This window comes from Achromobacter sp. GW823-FHT04E03 (genome assembly GCF_058796095.1).
In genome coordinates this window covers 1,640,224-1,656,085 of sequence record NZ_JBXAIJ010000001.1, presented here as the reverse complement: position 1 = coordinate 1,656,085, position 15,862 = coordinate 1,640,224, and the positions used below count along the sequence as shown (strand labels likewise).

Genomic DNA, 15,862 nt, shown 5'->3' with positions numbered 1-15,862 from the left:
ATCCGATGTCCGCATACCAAACCCTGATTCCCCTGAATTTCCTGGCCGTGGGCCTGGGCGCCATGTTCGGCGCCTGGACCCGCTGGCTGGTCAGCATGTGGCTCAACGTGGAGTCCTGGCCCTGGGGCACCTTCGCGGTGAACCTGGCCGGCGGGTACCTGGTCGGATTGGTCCTGGCGCTGGTGGCCGGGCATCCCGAATGGCCGGCCTGGGTGCGGTTGGGCGCGATCACGGGTTTCATGGGAGGCTTGACCACGTTCTCGACCTTTTCGGCCGAGACGGTGGCGATGCTGGAGCGCGGCGCCTACGCCAGCGCGCTGGGCTATGCCGGGTTCAGCCTGATCGGGTCGCTGCTGCTGACGGCGGCCGGGCTGGCCACTGCCAGCCTGCTGCGCTAAGGCCTGCGGGCGGCGTTCAGGCTGCTGCCGGATTCAGCACGCGGGCGGCCTGCAGGCCGCTGCGCACCGCGCCTTCGAGCACGCCAGGGTAGCCCGTGTCGGTCCAGTCGCCGGCCAGCGCCAGCGTGGGCCAGGGCGTGGAATTCAATGGCCGGGTCAGGCCCGGCACCGCCGCGAAGGTGGCGCGTTTCTCGATGAACAGTTCCGCGGCCGTCACTTCCGGCATGGCCGGCAGGCGCGCGGGATGGCGCGCCGCCTGTTCGGCCACCTGGTCGATCAGCGCTTCGATGACCTGCCGGCGGTTGCGTTCCGCGATGCCGGTGGCCGCGCTGGTCACCACGGCCAGTTCGCCGGCCTTGGTGTCGCCGGCCAGCTGCGCGCGGTCGAACAGCCATTGGCCGTAGTGGTCGCGGGCGGATTCCTCGCGCAGCATCATCATGGGTTCGGGCAGGCGCCAGGGATCCTGCAGCCGCAGGTTCAGCGTGGCGATGGGCATGTACTCGAATGCCTTGAGCGCATCCAGCAGCCCGGTGGCGCCCGCTTCCCGCAGCGGGGCGTCGAGCAGCCGCGCGGCAAAGGCGGGCGGCACCGCCAGCACGGCCGCGTCGAACCGTTCCTGGTTGATGTCGATGCCTTCAGCGGACGGGCGGAGCTGGCGCACGGTGCTGCCGTAGCGCATGGTCACCTGGCGCGCGGCGGCGTCGGGCCAGAGCGCGGACAGGTCGGTGCAGGGCAGCAGCATGTCGCTGTTTTCGCGGCTGCCGGTCAGGCTGTCGCGCAGCACGCGCGCGAACAGCGCGGCGCTGGCCGTGGCGGTTGGCGTGTTCAGCGCGGCCAGGCATAGCGGTTCCCAGACCTGGCGGATCAGTGCATCCGATTGCGCGTGGTAGTGCAGCAGGTGCAGGACGGTCCATTCGCGCGGCGGCGTCCAGGCCATGGTCTTCAGGCCGCGCATCAGGCGCAGCGTCGCCAGGCGGTCCTTCCAGGCCAGGCCGCGCGCGCGCAGGATCGCCGCCGCCATGTGCAATGGGGCCGGCAGCCGCGGCGCGGCCAGGCGGAAGCGGCCGTCCAGGCTGGCCAGCTGCAGCGGCCGGCGCATCAGCAAGGCGTCCGGGTTGCGGCCGACGCGGCGCATTAGCGCCAGCGTGTGCTTGTAGGCGCCCGACAGCAGGTGCTGGCCGTTGTCCAGCGGCGCGTCGAAATCGGTGTGGAAGACGCGCCGGGCGCGGCCGCCCGGCGTATGGCCGGCTTCGAAGACGGTGACTTTGGCGCCGGCTTCGCGCAGGGCGACGCTGGCTGCCAGGCCAGCCCAGCCAGCGCCGATGACCGCGGCCTTCACCGCGCCAACCGGCGGACCAGTCCGCGTCCGCCGCCCACCCAGGTCTTCCAGGCGAGCCACAGCTTGCGCAAAGGGGTGAGCGAGATGCGCTGATGCAGCACCTGCCAGTTGTCGCGCTCGATCTCGTCGAGTAGCGCGTGGTAGATGGCCGCCATCATCAGGCCCGGGCGCTGCGCGCGGCGGTCCGCCTCGGGCAGGTTGCTCATGGCCTCGCGGTACAGTCCGCGGGCGCGCTCGGCCTGGAACTTCATCAGCGCGCTGAAGCGGTCGGAGTACTCGCCGTTCAGGATGTCCGAGGCCTTGACCTCGAATTGCTGCATGTCGTTGACCGGCAGGTAGATGCGGCCGCGCCGGGCGTCGTCGCCCACGTCGCGGATGATGTTGGTCATCTGGAACGCCAGGCCCAGCTTTTCCGCGTAGACCAGGGTCTTGGGGTCGGAGTAGCCGAAGACGCCGGCCGACAGTTCGCCCACCACGCCGGCGGCGTGCCAGCAGTATTTGCGCAGGCCCGGCCAGTCCAGGTAACGGGTCTGGTCCAGGTCCATTTCCATGCCGTCGATGACGGCCAGCAGGCGTTCGCGCGTGATCGAACAGCTTTGCAGGTGCGGCTGCAGCGCGCGCGTCACCGGGTGGTCCGGATTGCCGTTGTACATCTGGTCGACCTGCGTGCGCCACCAGGCCAGCTTGACGCGGGCCAGCGACGGGTCGGTGCATTCGTCGACCACGTCGTCCACTTCGCGGCAATACGCATACAGCGCCGTGATGGCGCGCCGCCGCTCGGGCGGCAGGAAGAGGAACGAGTAGTAGAAGCTGGAACCGCTCTTGGCGGCTTTCTCCTGGCAATATTCGTCAGGGGTCATATCAGGTAATTGCGCGCCACAACATGATGGCCCAATCTTTGGCGCCCAATTCGGGGCGATTCATGAATACATCGTAGCCGCCCGCCTCGATACGCTCCAGCACGCGCAGCCCGCCTTGCACCACCAGACGCAGCTCCAGGCCCATGCGGCCCGGCAGGCGGCGCGCCAGCGGAGCGCCGAAGTGTAGCAGTGCGCGGGCGCGTTCGACTTCGAAGGCCATCAGGTCGCGCCAGGCGGGTGTCAACCGGCAGGCGGCCAGGTCCTCGTCCGTCACGCCGTGGCGGCGCAGGTCTTCCTGCGGCAGGTAGACGCGCTGCTTGTGCCAGTCCACCCGTACATCCTGCCAGAAATTCACCAGCTGCAGGCCGGTGCAGATGGCGTCGGCCTCGGTCACGTTATGCGGATTGGTGGCTTCGAACAGGTGCAGCATCAGCCTGCCCACAGGGTTGGCGGAGCGGGTGCAGTAGTCCGCCAGCGTGGCGTAGTCTTCGTAGCGCTTGACGCTGATGTCCTGTTCGAAGGCGGACAAAAGGTCGTAGAACGGCGTGATGGGCAACTGGTGGCGCGCGATGGTGGCCGCGAGCGGCACGAAGATGCCGGCCAGTTCGGGCGAGCCGGGTTCGGGCGTGGCGCCTGGTTCGGCGCCGATGCGGTGCAGCTCGGCGCGGAACGCGGCCAGCTGGCTCAGCCGTTCCGCGTCGGTGGCGCTGCCTTCGTCGGCGATATCGTCCGCTGCGCGGGCGAAACGGTAGATATCGGTCACGGCGCCGCGCAGCCTGCGCGGCAGCAGCAGCGAGGCGACGGGAAAGTTCTCGTAGTGATCGATGGGCATATTTGGAATTGCGGATCTGGCCCTGGGGGCCTGGACCGATCCATTTTAGAGTAGTCGCATTCCGGCGGCACGGCGCCATGCCGTGCGGGACGCGGATCAGTTAGACTTAAGCGCCACAGGATCCCACACCATGCCGCGTCCCATATCCGCCACCGTCTCCGTTTCCGCGCTTGCGCACAATCTTGCGGCCGTGCGCCGCCACCTGGACCAGACGGCCGCCGCGGCTTCCGGCCTGCCGCCCTCGATCTGGGCAGTGATCAAGGCCAATGCCTATGGACACGGCATCGAGCAGGCCGTGGCCGGCTTCTCCAAGGCCCAAGGCCTGGCGATGCTGGACCTGGACGAAGCGGTGCGCTGCCGCGAGGCGGGCTGGGGCGGCCCCATCCTGCTGCTGGAAGGCTTTTTCGAACCCTCCGACCTGGACATCGTCGACCGCTACCACCTGAGCACCACGGTGCACAACCGCGAGCAACTGGACATGCTGGCCCGCGCGCGCTTCTCGCGCCGCGTCGACATCATGCTCAAACTGAACAGCGGCATGAACCGCCTGGGCTTCAGCCCCGCCGCCTACGCCGCGGCGCATGAGCGCGCCATGCTGCTGCAACAGCAGGGCGTGCTGGGCTCGGTGGGCAAGATGACCCATTTCGCCTGCGCCGACGGCCCCCAGGGCGTGAACGAGCAACTGGCGGTATTCAATTCGGTGACGCATAAGATGCCGGGCGCCATCAGCGTCTGCAATTCGGCTGCCACGCTGCGCTTCGCGGAGATCGCGGTTGCCTCGGAAACCCAGGCGCACTGGGTGCGCCCGGGCATCTGCCTGTACGGCGCGTCGCCGTTCGCGGACGCCGAAGCATCTTCCTTCGGTCTGAAACCGGCCATGTCGCTGCGATCGGAAATCATTGCCGTGCAGGATTTGAAAGCCGGCGATTCGGTGGGCTATGGCGCCATCTTCCGCGCCGACCGCTCCATGCGCATCGGCATCGTGGCCTGCGGCTATGCCGACGGCTATCCGCGTCACGCCACCACCGGCACGCCGGTGGTGGTGGCCGGCATCCGCACCCAATTGGTGGGCCGTGTTTCCATGGACATGCTGATCGTCGATCTGGGGCCCGTCCCCGCCGCCGGCGTCGGCTCCCCCGTGTCGCTCTGGGGCGAGGAAGGCCCCTCCGTGGACGAGGTGGCCCTGGCCGCCGGGACCATCGGCTACGAGCTGCTGTGCGCCCTGGCGCCGCGCGTTCCGGTCACCCGGGACGTCTGAAAAGGGCCGGTCCCTTGCGGCCGGGCAGGCTGTCCGGCAGGCAAGAATTGCTACGCAATTTACAAGACAGGTGGCGCCGGATGGTGTCTACTTGGAAGACCGGGCGCCCAAGCGCCCGTTTTTTACCAAGAAAACAGAAGCGAGGTTTCAACCCATGAAGGACAAATGCGTGCTCGTCACGGGCGCCACCAAAGGCATAGGCTGGGCGCTTACTCAGCGGCTGTCCGACATGGGCTGTCATGTGGTGGGCATCGCGCGCAACACCACCGACGTGGACTTCCCGGGCTACCTCTATGCCTGTGACCTGGCGGACGCCGGCCGCACCGAAGAGGTGCTGCGCGAGATCCGCGAGAAATTCCCGGTCGACGCCGTGGTCAACAACGTCGGCATCGTCTCGCCCCAGCCGCTGGGCGAGATCGATCTGGCCACGCTGTACAACGTGCTCGACCTGAACGTGCGGGTGGCGGTGCAAGTCACCCAGGCCTTCATCGAATCCATGAAGGTGCGCCGCGCAGGGCGCATCGTCAACGTGGTCAGCCGCGCCATCCACGGCGGCCTGGAGCGCACCGCCTATTCGGCCGCCAAGAGCGCGTTGGTCGGCTGCACGCGCACCTGGGCGCTGGAACTGGCCGAATACGGCGTCACCGCCAACGCGGTGGCCCCCGGCCCGATCGAAACCGAGATGTTCCGCGCCACGCGGCCTGCCGGCAGCGACGCCGAAAAGCGCGCGCTGGCCTCCGTGCCCATGAAGCGTTTGGGCACGCCCGCCGAAGTGGCGGCCGCGATTGCATTCCTGCTGTCGGACGACGCCGGCTTCATCACCGGCCAGGTGCTGGGCGTGGATGGCGGCGGCAGCCTGGGCGGCCGTTCCTGACGTTTTCAGGCTTGTTTTCAGCCTTTCACTGCGCTGCGGAACGCCGCGCCCAGGGCCGTCAGCGCATCGCGCGCGCGGCCATCCCTGACCCTGGTGTGCAGTAAGACCGGCAGTTGCGGCAGGGCAGGCAGTCCCATCCTCGGGCCCGCGTCGACCGCGCCGAAGGGCAGCATGCGCGGAGACAGCGCCGCAACGCCGAGTCCCGCCATCACGGCGGACGCGACCGCCATTACGCCGCCGCCCACAAAAACTTCCGTCCACGGTATGCCCGATTCGTCGAGCAGTTGTTCGGCGATGGCGCGCACGCCGCAAGGTTGCGCCATGGTGGCCAGGGGCAGCGGTTCGCCTGCCCGGTGCTGCCAGTCGGGCGCCGCGTACCAACCGAATTTTTCCTTGGTCAGGACCTGGCCGTCGTCGCGTCCCGCATGCAGGCGCACGATCACCGTATCGAGTTCGCGCCGGTCGTAGCTCTGGAGCAAATCGCCGGATGAGGCAATCCGGATTTCGATCAGCAACTGGGGATCCGCCGCGTTCATGCGCGCGATCAGCGCCGGCAGTTCCGGTCCCGCCACGTGTTCGCTGATACCGACGGCAAGGCGCTGCCTGTCCTCGGCAGCCGCGGACAGCGCACGGTCATGCGCCGCCAGCAGTTCGCGCGCCTGTCCAAGAAAGGCGGCGCCCCTGGCCGAAAGCTCCACATACCGCGGCGTGCGTTCGATCAGGCGGAAACCGAGCCGGTCCTCGAGCCGCTTGAGTTTCAGGCTGATGGCGGCCTGCGTCGTCTGCAGGACTTCGGCGGCGCGCGTGAAGCTGCCCAGTTCGGCAATGCGGACAAAGGCCCTGACCGCGGCGATATCCAGTGGGCGTTCAGTCATTTCAGATGCTTATCATTGAAATATAGAGCCATAGCTTATCAGAATGGCTAACATGAAATGGCACAACAACGGAGAACCACCATGCCGCTAGTCCATGTCTCATTGCGCGCTGGCAAGCCGCAAGCCTATCGCCAGGCCATCTTCGACAATATCTATCTGGCCATGCGCGAAACGTTCAATGTTCCCGAAGACGACCAATTCATGACCATGACCGAGCATGAGGCGTCGAACATCCGCTATAGCCCGACCTACATGGACGTGGCGCGCAGCGACGACCTCGTCTACATCCAGATCACGGCGAACAACACGCGCAGCCTGGAACAGAAGAAGGCGCTGTTCCAGCGGATCGCGCAGCGCCTGGGCGAAGATCCCGGCCTGAGGCCCGAGGACGTGTTCGTGAACCTGGTGGAGGTGGCGAAAGAGAACTGGTCTTTCGGTTACGGTCTCGCGCAATACGCTTGAGACCGGGAGGCGGCTGCGGCGCTACGCGCCCAGCGCGCCAGCTTCCACCCGCAGCGCGTCCAGAAAGCGCTGCAGCGCCGGCGCCGCTTCAACCTGCGCGCGCTGCACCACGCCTACCGGCGGCAGGTTCCAGTCGGGGCGGAATCTCAGGATGGCCAGCACGCCCAGCGCGGCATAGTGCTGCGCCACCGCGCGCGGCATGGCCGAAAGCAGGTCGCTGCTGCGCAACAGCACCTCGTTGGCCAGCAGCGATACCGATTCGGCCATGGGCGCGCGCAGCGTCAGTCCCTGTTCGGCGAAGTAGGAGTCGATGCGCTGGCGCAGTGGCGCCTGGGGCGGCGGCAGGATCCAGTCCTGCCGCGCCAGCGCAGCGGCGGTGATGCGGGTGGACTTGGCCAGCGGATGGCCGACGCGCGCCACCACGCAGATGGGCTCTTCGTACAGGACCTCGGTACGGAACACGGGCTGTGTCGCGTCCAGCATCAGGCGGCCCAGTACGCAATCGAGTTCGCCGCGCGCCAGGCCGGCCAGCAGCGCGTCGTGCGCGCCTTCCTGCAGCATGACGGTGACGCCGGCATGGTCGGCGCGCAGGCGCTGCAGGGCGCGCGGCACCAGCACGGGCAGGGCCACCTGCTGCACGCCGACGCGGATGCGGCCGCTGGCGCCGGCGGCCAGCGCGGCGATCTCGTTGCGCGCGCCGGACAGGTCGGACCAGAGCACATCCGCCTTGCGCGCCAGCGCATGGCCGAAGCCCGTGGGCACGATGCCGCGGCGCGTGCGCTGGAACAGCGGCACGCCGAACATGTCTTCCAGTTCCAGCAGCTGCTTGCTGGCCGCGGGCTGCGTCATGCCGAGCTCGGCCGCGGCCTTGTGCACGCTGCCCAGGGCATAGAGGGCGCGCAGCAGGTCCAGGTGGCGCATGCGCAGGCGTCCGCCAATGTGGTGCAGTTCGGGAATGCGGGACGTGGCAGGCATTTTTTGCAATTCCTGTTGGTTATCACAGCATTCTAATAATTGATTAGATTGTATGCACCCCATCCCTATACTGGATCGCAGTTCAACCGACCTGTGCAAAAGGGGAAAACATGAAGATCACGATGCTGGGAACCGGAGCCGCGCTGCCCGATCCCGACCGGGGCCAGTCCGCCATCCTGCTGACCCTGGATGACGATACCCACTACCTGTTTGACTGCGGCGAGGGCGCCACGCGCCAGATGGTGCGCGCCAACGTCGATCCGGCCAAGGTCGGCTTCGTGTTCCTGACGCACCTGCACCACGACCACATCTGCGACTATCCCTACTTCGTCATCTCCAGCTGGATGTTGAACAAGACCGGCGCGCCGCTGGTGCTGGGGCCGAAGGGCACCCGCCATTTCGTCGACCACCTGTTCGAGAACGGCGCCTACCACACCGACTACCAGGCGCGCAGCGCCTATCCGGTACGCCAGGCCAATCTGGAAGCCATGCGGCCCGAGGTGCGGGAAGTCAGCCCCGGGCCGGTGTTCGACGACGGCAGGGTGCGCATTTCGGTCGATTGGGTGGAGCACATTCCGCGCGACGTCTGCGAATGCTTCGGCGTGCGGGTGGAGGCCGAAGGCAAGGTCATCGCGTTCAGCGGCGACACCGCGCCCTGTGAAGCCATGGTGCGCCTGGCGCAGGACGCAGACCTGTTGATCCATGAATGCACCTTTCCCGAATCATTCATCGCGCACCGCGCCAAGACCGGCGTGGGCACCTATGCGCACACCAGCCCCACGGACCTTGGCATCATCGCCAGCCGCGCCGGCGTCAAGAGCCTGGTGGCGACGCACTTCGGCCATTTCGATTCGACCAGTCCGGTGATCAAGCGCGCCGCGGCCAAGCATCTGCCGGTGGAACTGATGGGACCGCACTTGATGGACGAGATCGTGGCCGACATCCGCAAGAACTATTCGGGCCCGCTGCGGCTGGCCCATGACCTGATGCGCATCGACCTGTAGCATCCGCGAGGAAAACCTGCCGGCCGCCGGGCCGGCGCGCGCGGGCACGGCCCGCCGGCCAGGGAGAACACCATGACGTACCGGACTTGCGCCGTATCCGTTTTGCTTGCCTGGGGCCTGGCGGCATCGCCGCTGGCCGCCCGGGCGCAGTATCCCGATCATCCCATCCGCGTCGTCCTGCCGTACGCGCCGGGCGCGGCGGGCGACGTGGCCATGCGCCAGATCCAGCCCCTGCTGGAAAAGCGTCTGGGCCAGCCTCTCGTCGTCGATTACAAGACGGGCGCCGGCGGCAACATCGGCGCGCTGGAGGTGGCGCGCGCCAAGCCCGACGGCTACACGCTGGTGCTGGGCGCGACCAACAACTTCGTCATCAACCAGTTCCTGTACCGCAAGCTGGGCTTCGATCCGCTGGCCGACCTGGAGCCGGTGGGCAAGCTGGCGGACGTGCCGGCCTTCGTCTACGTCAGCGCGCAAGTGCCGGCGCAGGACTACGCGCAGTTCGCGCAGTATGCGCGCGCGCAGGCCGGCAAGCTGAACTACGGATCGCCGGGCATGGGCACTACGCCGCATCTTTCCGGCTACCGCCTGTCGCATGCCATGGGTGCGGGCATGACGCACATCGCCTACCGCGGTTCCTCGCCGGGGGTGCAGGCCTTGCTGGCCAACGAGATCCAGATGTACATCGGCGGCTACAGCATCGCCGCGGCCTACATGCCGCAGGGCAAGGTGCGGGCCTTGGCGGTGGCGGCTCCCGAGCGCTTTGCCGGCCTGCCCGACGTGCCTACCGCGGCCGAGGCTGGCATGCCGGACGTGGTGCAGGGCAACTGGTGGGGCTTTGCCGCGCCCAAGGGCACGCCGCCCGAGCGCGTGGCGCGCTTTGCCGACGTCCTGCACGAGGTGCTGGCCTTGCCGGAGGTGCGCCAGGCGTTCCTGGCGGGCGGCTTCGTACCGGGACAGGACACGCCCGCGTCGTTCGCCTCGGCCTGGCGCAGCGAAGCGCCGCAATGGCAGGCGGTGGTGCGCGAATCCGGCGTGGTGCTGGACAACTGAGGAGCGGGACATGAAGTACACGCGCCGCGGTTCAGGCCGCCCGCTGTTCCTGCTGCATGGTTTCTGTTCATCGTCCGAGATCTGGAGCGGCCTGTTGGGCGCGCTGGCCGATGAGCATGACGTGATCGCCGTGGATTGGCCGGGCTTCGGGCGCGGCGCGCAAGCGGCTCCCTTGCAGGGTTTGCCGGCCTACGCGGACGCGCTCGTCGCGCTGGCGGATGAACTGGGCATCGCCAGCTTCGACGTATTGGGGCATTCGTTCAGCGGCTTCGTTGCGCAGCAGCTGCTGTGCGCGGTTCCGGGGCGCGTCGGCCGTGCCGTGCTGTACGGCGCGGGCTTGAGGGTAGATGGCGCCGCGCGCTTTGAGCCCATGGACCAGACCTTGGCGCGCCTGCGCGCGGACGGCCCGCGGGCCACCGCCAGGCGCGTGCTGGGCGCCTGGTTCCGGCAGGGGGAGCAGGCGCCGGCCTACGCGGGCTGCCTGGAAGACGGCATGACCATGAGCGCGGCCGGCGCGGCCTCGATGATCGCGGCAGTTGCGGGCGTGGACTACACGCAGGCGCTGGCGGCGGTGCGCGCGCCGGTGCTGGTCATATCGGGCGAACTTGAACGCAGCCATCCGCTGCCCTCGGCGCTGGCCTTGCGCGCCGCCTTGACCCACGGCAGCCTGTGCGTGCTGCCGGACTGCGGGCATGCCGCGCACCTGGAGCGCCCGCTATTGTTCAATACCGCCGTGCGCGAGTTCCTGGCGGGCCGGGACGGTGCGCCCCGGCCTGCGGGTCAGTAGGGACCCTTGGCCGCCACGGGGGCGGCCGCGTTCTTGAATTGGCCCGCCAGCTGTTCGGCCGCGCGCGCCAGCAGGGTTGCGTCCACGCCCACGGCGACGAAGGTCGCGCCCAGCGACAGATAGTGCTTGGCGCGGTCCACGCCGCTATGCAGGATGCCGGCGGCCTTGCCGTTGCGCACGATGCGCAGGATGGCGTCGTCGATCGCCTTGACCACTTCCGGATGCTCCGGCTGGCCCAGGTAGCCCATGCTGGCCGAGAGGTCGGCCGGGCCGATGAAGGCGCCGTCCACGCCGTCCACCGCGAGGATCTCCTCCAGCGCGTCCACGCCGCGCGGCGTTTCGATCTGCACCAGCACGCACATTTCGTCATTGGCGCGGCGCAGGTAGTCGGGGATGCGGTTCCAGCGCGACGAACGGGCCAGCGCGCTGCCCACGCCGCGCACGCCTTGCGGCGGATAGCGCACCGCGGCCACGGCGGCCGCGGCTTCTTCCGCGGATTGCACCATGGGCACCAGCAGCGTCTGCGCGCCGGTGTCCAGGATCTGCTTGATCTGCACCGCGTCGTTCCAGGCCGGCCGCACCACCGGAGCGACCGGATAGGCGGCCATGGATTGCAGCTGTTGCAGCGTGGTCTGCAAGGTGTTGGGCGCGTGCTCGCCGTCGATCAGCAGCCAGTCGAAGCCCGCGCCGGCGATGATTTCGGTGGAGTAGGCGCTGGCCAGGCCCGCCCACAGGCCGATCTGGGGCTTGCCGCTGCGCAGGGCCTGCTTGAAGGTGTTGGTCAATATGTCCATGGATGGTGGCGTGGTCAGATGAAATGGCAGTTGACGGAACCCAGCACGCCGTAATCGACGTTGAAGGTATCGCCAGGGCGGGCCAGCACCGGCCGGGTAAAGGAGCCCGACAGGATGATCTCTCCCGCTTCCAGCGCCACGTCGTGGGCGGCCAGCTTGTTCGCCAGCCATACTACGCCATTGGCGGGATGGTTCAAGACGCCCGCGGCCACGCCGGTTTCCTCGATCACGGCGTTGCGCGACAGGATGGCGCCGACCCAGCGCAGGTCCAGCTCGCCGATCTTCACCGGCCGTCCGCCCATCACCACGCCGGCGTTGGCGGCGTTGTCGGCGATGGTGTCGAACACCTTGCGCGGGCGCTTGCTGTCGGGGTCGATGCTGTGCGAGCGCGCGTCGATGATCTCCAGCGCCGGGACCACGTAGTCGACCGCGTCATAGACCTGGAACAGCGTGACGTCGGGGCCTTGCAGGCGCTTGCCCAGCACGAAGGCGAGTTCGACTTCCAGCCGCGGCAGGATGAAGCGGCCCGCGGGTATGTCCGCGCCGTCATTGAAGAACATGTCGTCCAGCAGCATGCCGAAGTCGGGTTCGTCGATCTGCGAGGCCTGTTGCATGGCGCGCGAGGTCAGGCCGATCTTGTGGCCGCGCTTGATGCGGCCTTCGGCCAGCTTGATGTCCATCCAGGCGCGCTGGATGGCATAGGCGTCGGCAATGGTGATGTCGGGGTACTCGAGCGAAATCTGGCGGATCTGCTGGCGGTTGCGTTCGGCTTCGTGCAGGCGCGCGGCGATGGCGCGCACGGTATCTTTATCTAGCATCGGAGTTCCAGGTGTCATGGAGTTGGAGTGGAATCAATTGGGGAAGGGGACGAGCGTGTTGACCAGCCGTCCCACGCCTTCGATCTCGGTCACGACTTCGTCGCCGGGCTGCACGTTGACGATGCCGTCGGGCGTGCCGGTCAGGATCAGGTCGCCGGGCGAGAGCGTCATGAAGCTGCTGAAGTACTCGATCAGCGCGGGCACGTCGAACACCATGTCGCGGGTATTGCCGCGCTGCGTCTCCACGCCGTTGACGGTGGTGCGCAGGTTGAGGTTCATGGGGTCGGGCACGTCGTCGCGGTCCACCAGCCAGGGGCCTAGCGGTGTGCAGGTGTCGCGGCTTTTCACGCGCAGATTGGGGCGGTACCAGTTTTCCAGGTAGTCGCGCAGCGCGTAGTCGTTGGCCACGGTGTAGCCGGCCACGCAGTCATAGGCCTGGGCGCGGCTGACCTTGCTGGCGGTCTTGCCTATCACCACCGCCAGTTCGCATTCGTAGTGCATGAAGGCGACGTCGGCGGGGCGCAAGGTCTGGGCGCGGTGCCCGACGAAGGTGTTGGCGGCCTTGAGGAAGCCCAGCGGCTCGTCCGGGGCCTTGAACGCCAGTTCCTTGGCGTGGTCGGCATAGTTGATGGCCAGCGTGAAGGTGGTGCGCGGCTCGAAGGGCGGCAGCCATTGCACCGCGTCTTCGGCATACACGCGTCCGTCGGCCAGGCGGACCTGGCCGGGGCCGGCTTCGGTGGCGGCATGGATGACGCCGTCCAGGGAAATACGGGCATGTTTCATGGCGGGCTCCTGGGCTATCGGGCGGCGGCCAGCGCATTGCCCAGCGTGCCAACCCGGGAAATGCTGATCTCGTAGCGCTGTCCGGCGCGCGCGCGCGGCGCGCCGTGAGGCGTGCCGGCCAGCAGGATGTCGCCCGCTTCCAGCGTCATGAACTGGGTCACGTCGGCGATCAGCCGCGCTACGGGACGGATCAGGTCGGCGGTGCTGGCGCGCTGCGCCACCTGGCCGTCGATGCGCACTTCGATGTCCAGGGCATCCACGTCGCCGACCGCGGCCACGGGGGCGAGATCCTGGCCGATGGGGCAGAAGCCGTCGCGGCATTTCTGCTTGAGCGCGGGGCGGAAGTAGCTGGCGTGCGGCACGGACAGGTCCGCCACCACGCGGTACCCCGCCACATAGTCCAGCGCCTCGGCTTCGCTCACGCGGGTCGCACGGCGGGCGAACACCACGCCCAGGCAGGCGCCCACTTCGACCTCGTCCACGCCGGCGGGCAGGGCGATCACGTCGCCATTGCGGGCATAGGTATTGGCCGGCTTGATGTAGAGCACGGGCGCCTTGGGCGCGGCCTTGTAGGGGGGCGCGTCCACGGCCTCGCCCAGCGCGGCCAGCGCCTGGCGCGTGTTCAGCGCCGCGCCCACCACGGTCCGCGGCCACGGCGCCGCGGCCGCGGCTGCGCGCGCGGCCAGGTGTTCGCGGTAGTTGTTGAGCTTGTAGTTCAGCACCGGGTCGGCTTCCTCGATCTGCATCGAGATGCCGAGCGGGCGCGCCGCCATCTGCGGCGCGAGCGCGGCGGTCAGCGCCTGGAACACCCGCTCGCCCAGGGCGGCTTTCTGTTCGGCATTGCGGCCGTGGCCGATGCGCAGCACCACGTGGACGAAGGCGTTGTCGGGATGGCCGTCGACGATCAGGCAGTCATCCACGCGCAGCGCGCGGGTGCGCGCGCCGGCCAGCGGGAACAGGCTGCCGTCGCCCACGGCGGCGTCCTGCACGGTCCGCATCAGCGCCTGCGTATCCAGGGCCAGATTGCCGGAGTATTCGATCCAGATATGGGGCATGGCCTTGCTCCGCATGATGTAATTATCATGTTAACTAGTTTAATGAAAAACTGCGATGGCAACAATCGGCCATAGGGTTGCCAGGGCCTGTTCCGCCTGGGGGTTTCCCGACGTTGACAGCGCGTTCCGGCAAGCATAATGTTAACTGGTTAATTAAATTTGCGCCGGACGGTCCGGCGCGGACAGGACGAGGAGCCGCGCGTGAGCATCAAGCACTGGATCAACGGCAAGCAGGTCGACAGCCGCGACCGCTTCATCACCAGCAACCCGGCCACGGGCGAACCCATCGCCGAGGTGGCCGCGGGCGGGCAGGCCGAGATCGACGCGGCCGTCGCGGCAGCCGCCGAGGCCTTCCCCAAATGGGCCAACACGCCTGCCAAGGAACGCGCCCGCCTGATGCGCAGGCTGGGCGAACTGATAGACCAGAACGTGCCGCAGCTGGCCGAACTGGAAACCCGCGACACCGGGCTGCCGATCTCGCAGACCCGCAAGCAGCTGATCCCGCGCGCCTCGGAGAATTTCAATTTCTTCGCCGAGGTCTGCACGCGCATGAACGGCCACACCTATCCGGTGGACGACCAGATGCTGAACTACACGCTGTACCAGCCCGTGGGCGTGTGCGCGCTGGTGTCGCCCTGGAACGTGCCGTTCATGACCGCCACCTGGAAGACGGCGCCTTGCCTGGCGCTGGGCAATACGGCGGTGCTGAAGATGTCCGAGCTTTCGCCGCTGACGGCGGACCAGCTCGGGATGCTGGCGCTGGAGGCCGGCATTCCGGCCGGCGTGCTGAACGTGGTGCAGGGCTACGGCGCCACCGCTGGCGATGCGCTGGTGCGGCATCCCGGCGTGCGCGCAATCTCGTTCACCGGCGGCACCGTGACCGGCAAGAAGATCCTGGCCAGCGCTGGCGGCGTCAAGAAGTATTCGATGGAACTGGGCGGCAAGTCGCCCGTGCTGATCTTCGACGACGCGGACGTGGAGCGCGCGCTGGACGCGGCGCTCTTCACCATCTTTTCGCTCAACGGCGAACGCTGCACCGCGGGTTCGCGCATCTTCATCCAGCAATCCATCTACGACGATTTCGTGCGCAGGTTTGCCGAACGCGCGCAGCGCCTGGCCGTGGGCGACCCCACCGATGACAATACCCACGTGGGCGCGATGATCACGCGCCAGCACTGGGAAAAGGTCACGGGCTACATCCGCCTGGCCGAGCAGGAAGGCGCGCGCATACTCGCGGGCGGCGCGGACCGGCCCGCAGGCTTGCCGGCCCATCTGGCGGGCGGCAATTTTGTCAGCCCGACGGTGCTGGCGGATGTCGACAACCGCATGCGTTGCGCGCAGGAAGAGATCTTCGGACCGGTCGCCTGCCTGCTGCCGTTCAAGGACGAGGCCGAGGGCCTGGCGCTGGCCAATGACGTGAAGTACGGTCTCGCGTCCTACATCTGGACCCGCGACATTGGGCGGGCGCACCGACTGGCCCGCGGCATCGAGGCGGGCATGGTATTCATCAACAGCCAGAATGTGCGCGACCTGCGCCAGCCCTTCGGCGGCACCAAGGAATCGGGCACGGGACGCGAAGGCGGCGAATACAGTTACGAGGTCTTTGCCGAGATCAAGAACGTGTGCGTGTCCATGGGCAGCCACCACATCCCCAGATGGGGCGTCTGAATCCGGCCCCGACCACAAGAATGAGGAGAC

Annotated in this window: 17 protein-coding genes; 8 read left to right on the top strand and 9 right to left on the bottom strand. The window is 67.9% G+C overall.

Annotated features, from left to right (window positions below):
• Positions 1-5 precede the first annotated feature (5 nt).
• Positions 6-398, top strand: coding sequence for a fluoride efflux transporter CrcB (gene crcB, locus AC1RHV_RS07775; protein WP_054452448.1), 393 nt, complete (start codon positions 6-8; stop codon positions 396-398).
• A 16-nt stretch (positions 399-414) separates the two neighbouring features.
• Here the strand turns inward: crcB and hpnE are convergent, their stop codons facing one another.
• Genes hpnE through hpnC form a run of 3 tightly spaced genes read right to left on the bottom strand, consistent with a single transcriptional unit; the run spans position 415 to position 3,429 of the window.
• Positions 415-1,737 (bottom strand): hydroxysqualene dehydroxylase HpnE, encoded by a 1,323-nt coding sequence (gene hpnE, locus AC1RHV_RS07770; RefSeq protein ID WP_192328601.1) that lies wholly within the window; start codon positions 1,735-1,737, stop codon positions 415-417.
• Positions 1,734-2,597 (bottom strand): presqualene diphosphate synthase HpnD, encoded by an 864-nt coding sequence (hpnD, locus tag AC1RHV_RS07765; RefSeq protein ID WP_054452444.1) that lies wholly within the window; start codon positions 2,595-2,597, stop codon positions 1,734-1,736. The genes hpnE and hpnD overlap by 4 nt, the downstream gene beginning before the upstream one ends.
• A gap of 1 nt (position 2,598) precedes the next feature.
• Entirely contained in the window at positions 2,599-3,429 is an 831-nt protein-coding gene (gene hpnC / locus AC1RHV_RS07760) for a squalene synthase HpnC (RefSeq protein ID WP_054452442.1), read from the bottom strand.
• Positions 3,430-3,559: 130 nt separating this feature from the next.
• On the opposite strand from hpnC, the gene alr reads away from it, so the two are divergent.
• Positions 3,560-4,687: an alanine racemase gene (gene alr, locus AC1RHV_RS07755; protein ID WP_054452440.1), complete on the top strand. Its 1,128-nt coding sequence runs from the start codon at positions 3,560-3,562 to the stop codon at positions 4,685-4,687.
• Positions 4,688-4,841: 154 nt separating this feature from the next.
• Positions 4,842-5,561, top strand: coding sequence for an SDR family oxidoreductase (locus AC1RHV_RS07750; protein WP_042794220.1), 720 nt, complete (start codon positions 4,842-4,844; stop codon positions 5,559-5,561).
• A 17-nt stretch (positions 5,562-5,578) separates the two neighbouring features.
• Here the strand turns inward: AC1RHV_RS07750 and AC1RHV_RS07745 are convergent, their stop codons facing one another.
• On the bottom strand, positions 5,579-6,436 hold the full coding sequence (locus tag AC1RHV_RS07745; protein WP_054452438.1) for a LysR substrate-binding domain-containing protein: 858 nt from the start codon (positions 6,434-6,436) through the stop codon (positions 5,579-5,581).
• Between the two features lie 81 nt (positions 6,437-6,517).
• On the opposite strand from AC1RHV_RS07745, the gene AC1RHV_RS07740 reads away from it, so the two are divergent.
• Positions 6,518-6,898, top strand: coding sequence for a tautomerase family protein (locus AC1RHV_RS07740; RefSeq protein WP_492300331.1), 381 nt, complete (start codon positions 6,518-6,520; stop codon positions 6,896-6,898).
• Between the two features lie 21 nt (positions 6,899-6,919).
• On the opposite strand, the gene AC1RHV_RS07735 is transcribed toward AC1RHV_RS07740, so the two are convergent.
• Entirely contained in the window at positions 6,920-7,873 is a 954-nt protein-coding gene (locus AC1RHV_RS07735) for a LysR substrate-binding domain-containing protein (RefSeq protein WP_492300329.1), read from the bottom strand.
• A gap of 110 nt (positions 7,874-7,983) precedes the next feature.
• Here AC1RHV_RS07735 and AC1RHV_RS07730 point away from each other — a divergent pair, with 110 nt between their 5' ends.
• The 3 genes from AC1RHV_RS07730 (at position 7,984) to AC1RHV_RS07720 (ending at position 10,714) form a co-directional block, all read left to right on the top strand.
• A complete protein-coding gene (locus AC1RHV_RS07730) occupies positions 7,984-8,877 on the top strand; it encodes an MBL fold metallo-hydrolase (RefSeq protein WP_013394808.1) in 894 nt (297 codons plus the stop codon).
• 72 nt (positions 8,878-8,949) lie between these two features.
• A complete protein-coding gene (locus AC1RHV_RS07725) occupies positions 8,950-9,927 on the top strand; it encodes a Bug family tripartite tricarboxylate transporter substrate binding protein (RefSeq protein WP_192352304.1) in 978 nt (325 codons plus the stop codon).
• A gap of 10 nt (positions 9,928-9,937) precedes the next feature.
• Entirely contained in the window at positions 9,938-10,714 is a 777-nt protein-coding gene (locus tag AC1RHV_RS07720; protein WP_492300328.1) for an alpha/beta fold hydrolase, read from the top strand.
• Here the strand turns inward: AC1RHV_RS07720 and hpaI are convergent.
• Genes hpaI through AC1RHV_RS07700 form a run of 4 tightly spaced genes read right to left on the bottom strand, consistent with a single transcriptional unit; the run spans position 10,708 to position 14,164 of the window.
• Positions 10,708-11,508 carry a 4-hydroxy-2-oxoheptanedioate aldolase gene (gene hpaI / locus AC1RHV_RS07715; protein WP_346545765.1) on the bottom strand — a complete coding sequence of 267 codons (801 nt, stop codon included), beginning with the start codon at positions 11,506-11,508 and terminating at the stop codon, positions 10,708-10,710. The genes AC1RHV_RS07720 and hpaI overlap by 7 nt on opposite strands.
• Positions 11,509-11,522: 14 nt before the next feature.
• On the bottom strand, positions 11,523-12,326 hold the full coding sequence (hpaH, locus tag AC1RHV_RS07710) for a 2-oxo-hept-4-ene-1,7-dioate hydratase (RefSeq protein WP_492300326.1): 804 nt from the start codon (positions 12,324-12,326) through the stop codon (positions 11,523-11,525).
• Positions 12,327-12,359: 33 nt separating this feature from the next.
• Positions 12,360-13,109: a fumarylacetoacetate hydrolase family protein gene (locus AC1RHV_RS07705; RefSeq protein ID WP_054452424.1), complete on the bottom strand. Its 750-nt coding sequence runs from the start codon at positions 13,107-13,109 to the stop codon at positions 12,360-12,362.
• A 14-nt stretch (positions 13,110-13,123) separates the two neighbouring features.
• Complete coding sequence (locus tag AC1RHV_RS07700) at positions 13,124-14,164, bottom strand: fumarylacetoacetate hydrolase family protein (RefSeq protein WP_175181445.1); 1,041 nt, start codon at positions 14,162-14,164, stop codon at positions 13,124-13,126.
• Positions 14,165-14,365: 201 nt separating this feature from the next.
• Here AC1RHV_RS07700 and hpaE point away from each other — a divergent pair, with 201 nt between their 5' ends.
• Positions 14,366-15,832 (top strand): 5-carboxymethyl-2-hydroxymuconate semialdehyde dehydrogenase, encoded by a 1,467-nt coding sequence (gene hpaE, locus AC1RHV_RS07695; protein WP_175163550.1) that lies wholly within the window; start codon positions 14,366-14,368, stop codon positions 15,830-15,832.
• Positions 15,833-15,862: the final 30 nt, after the last annotated feature.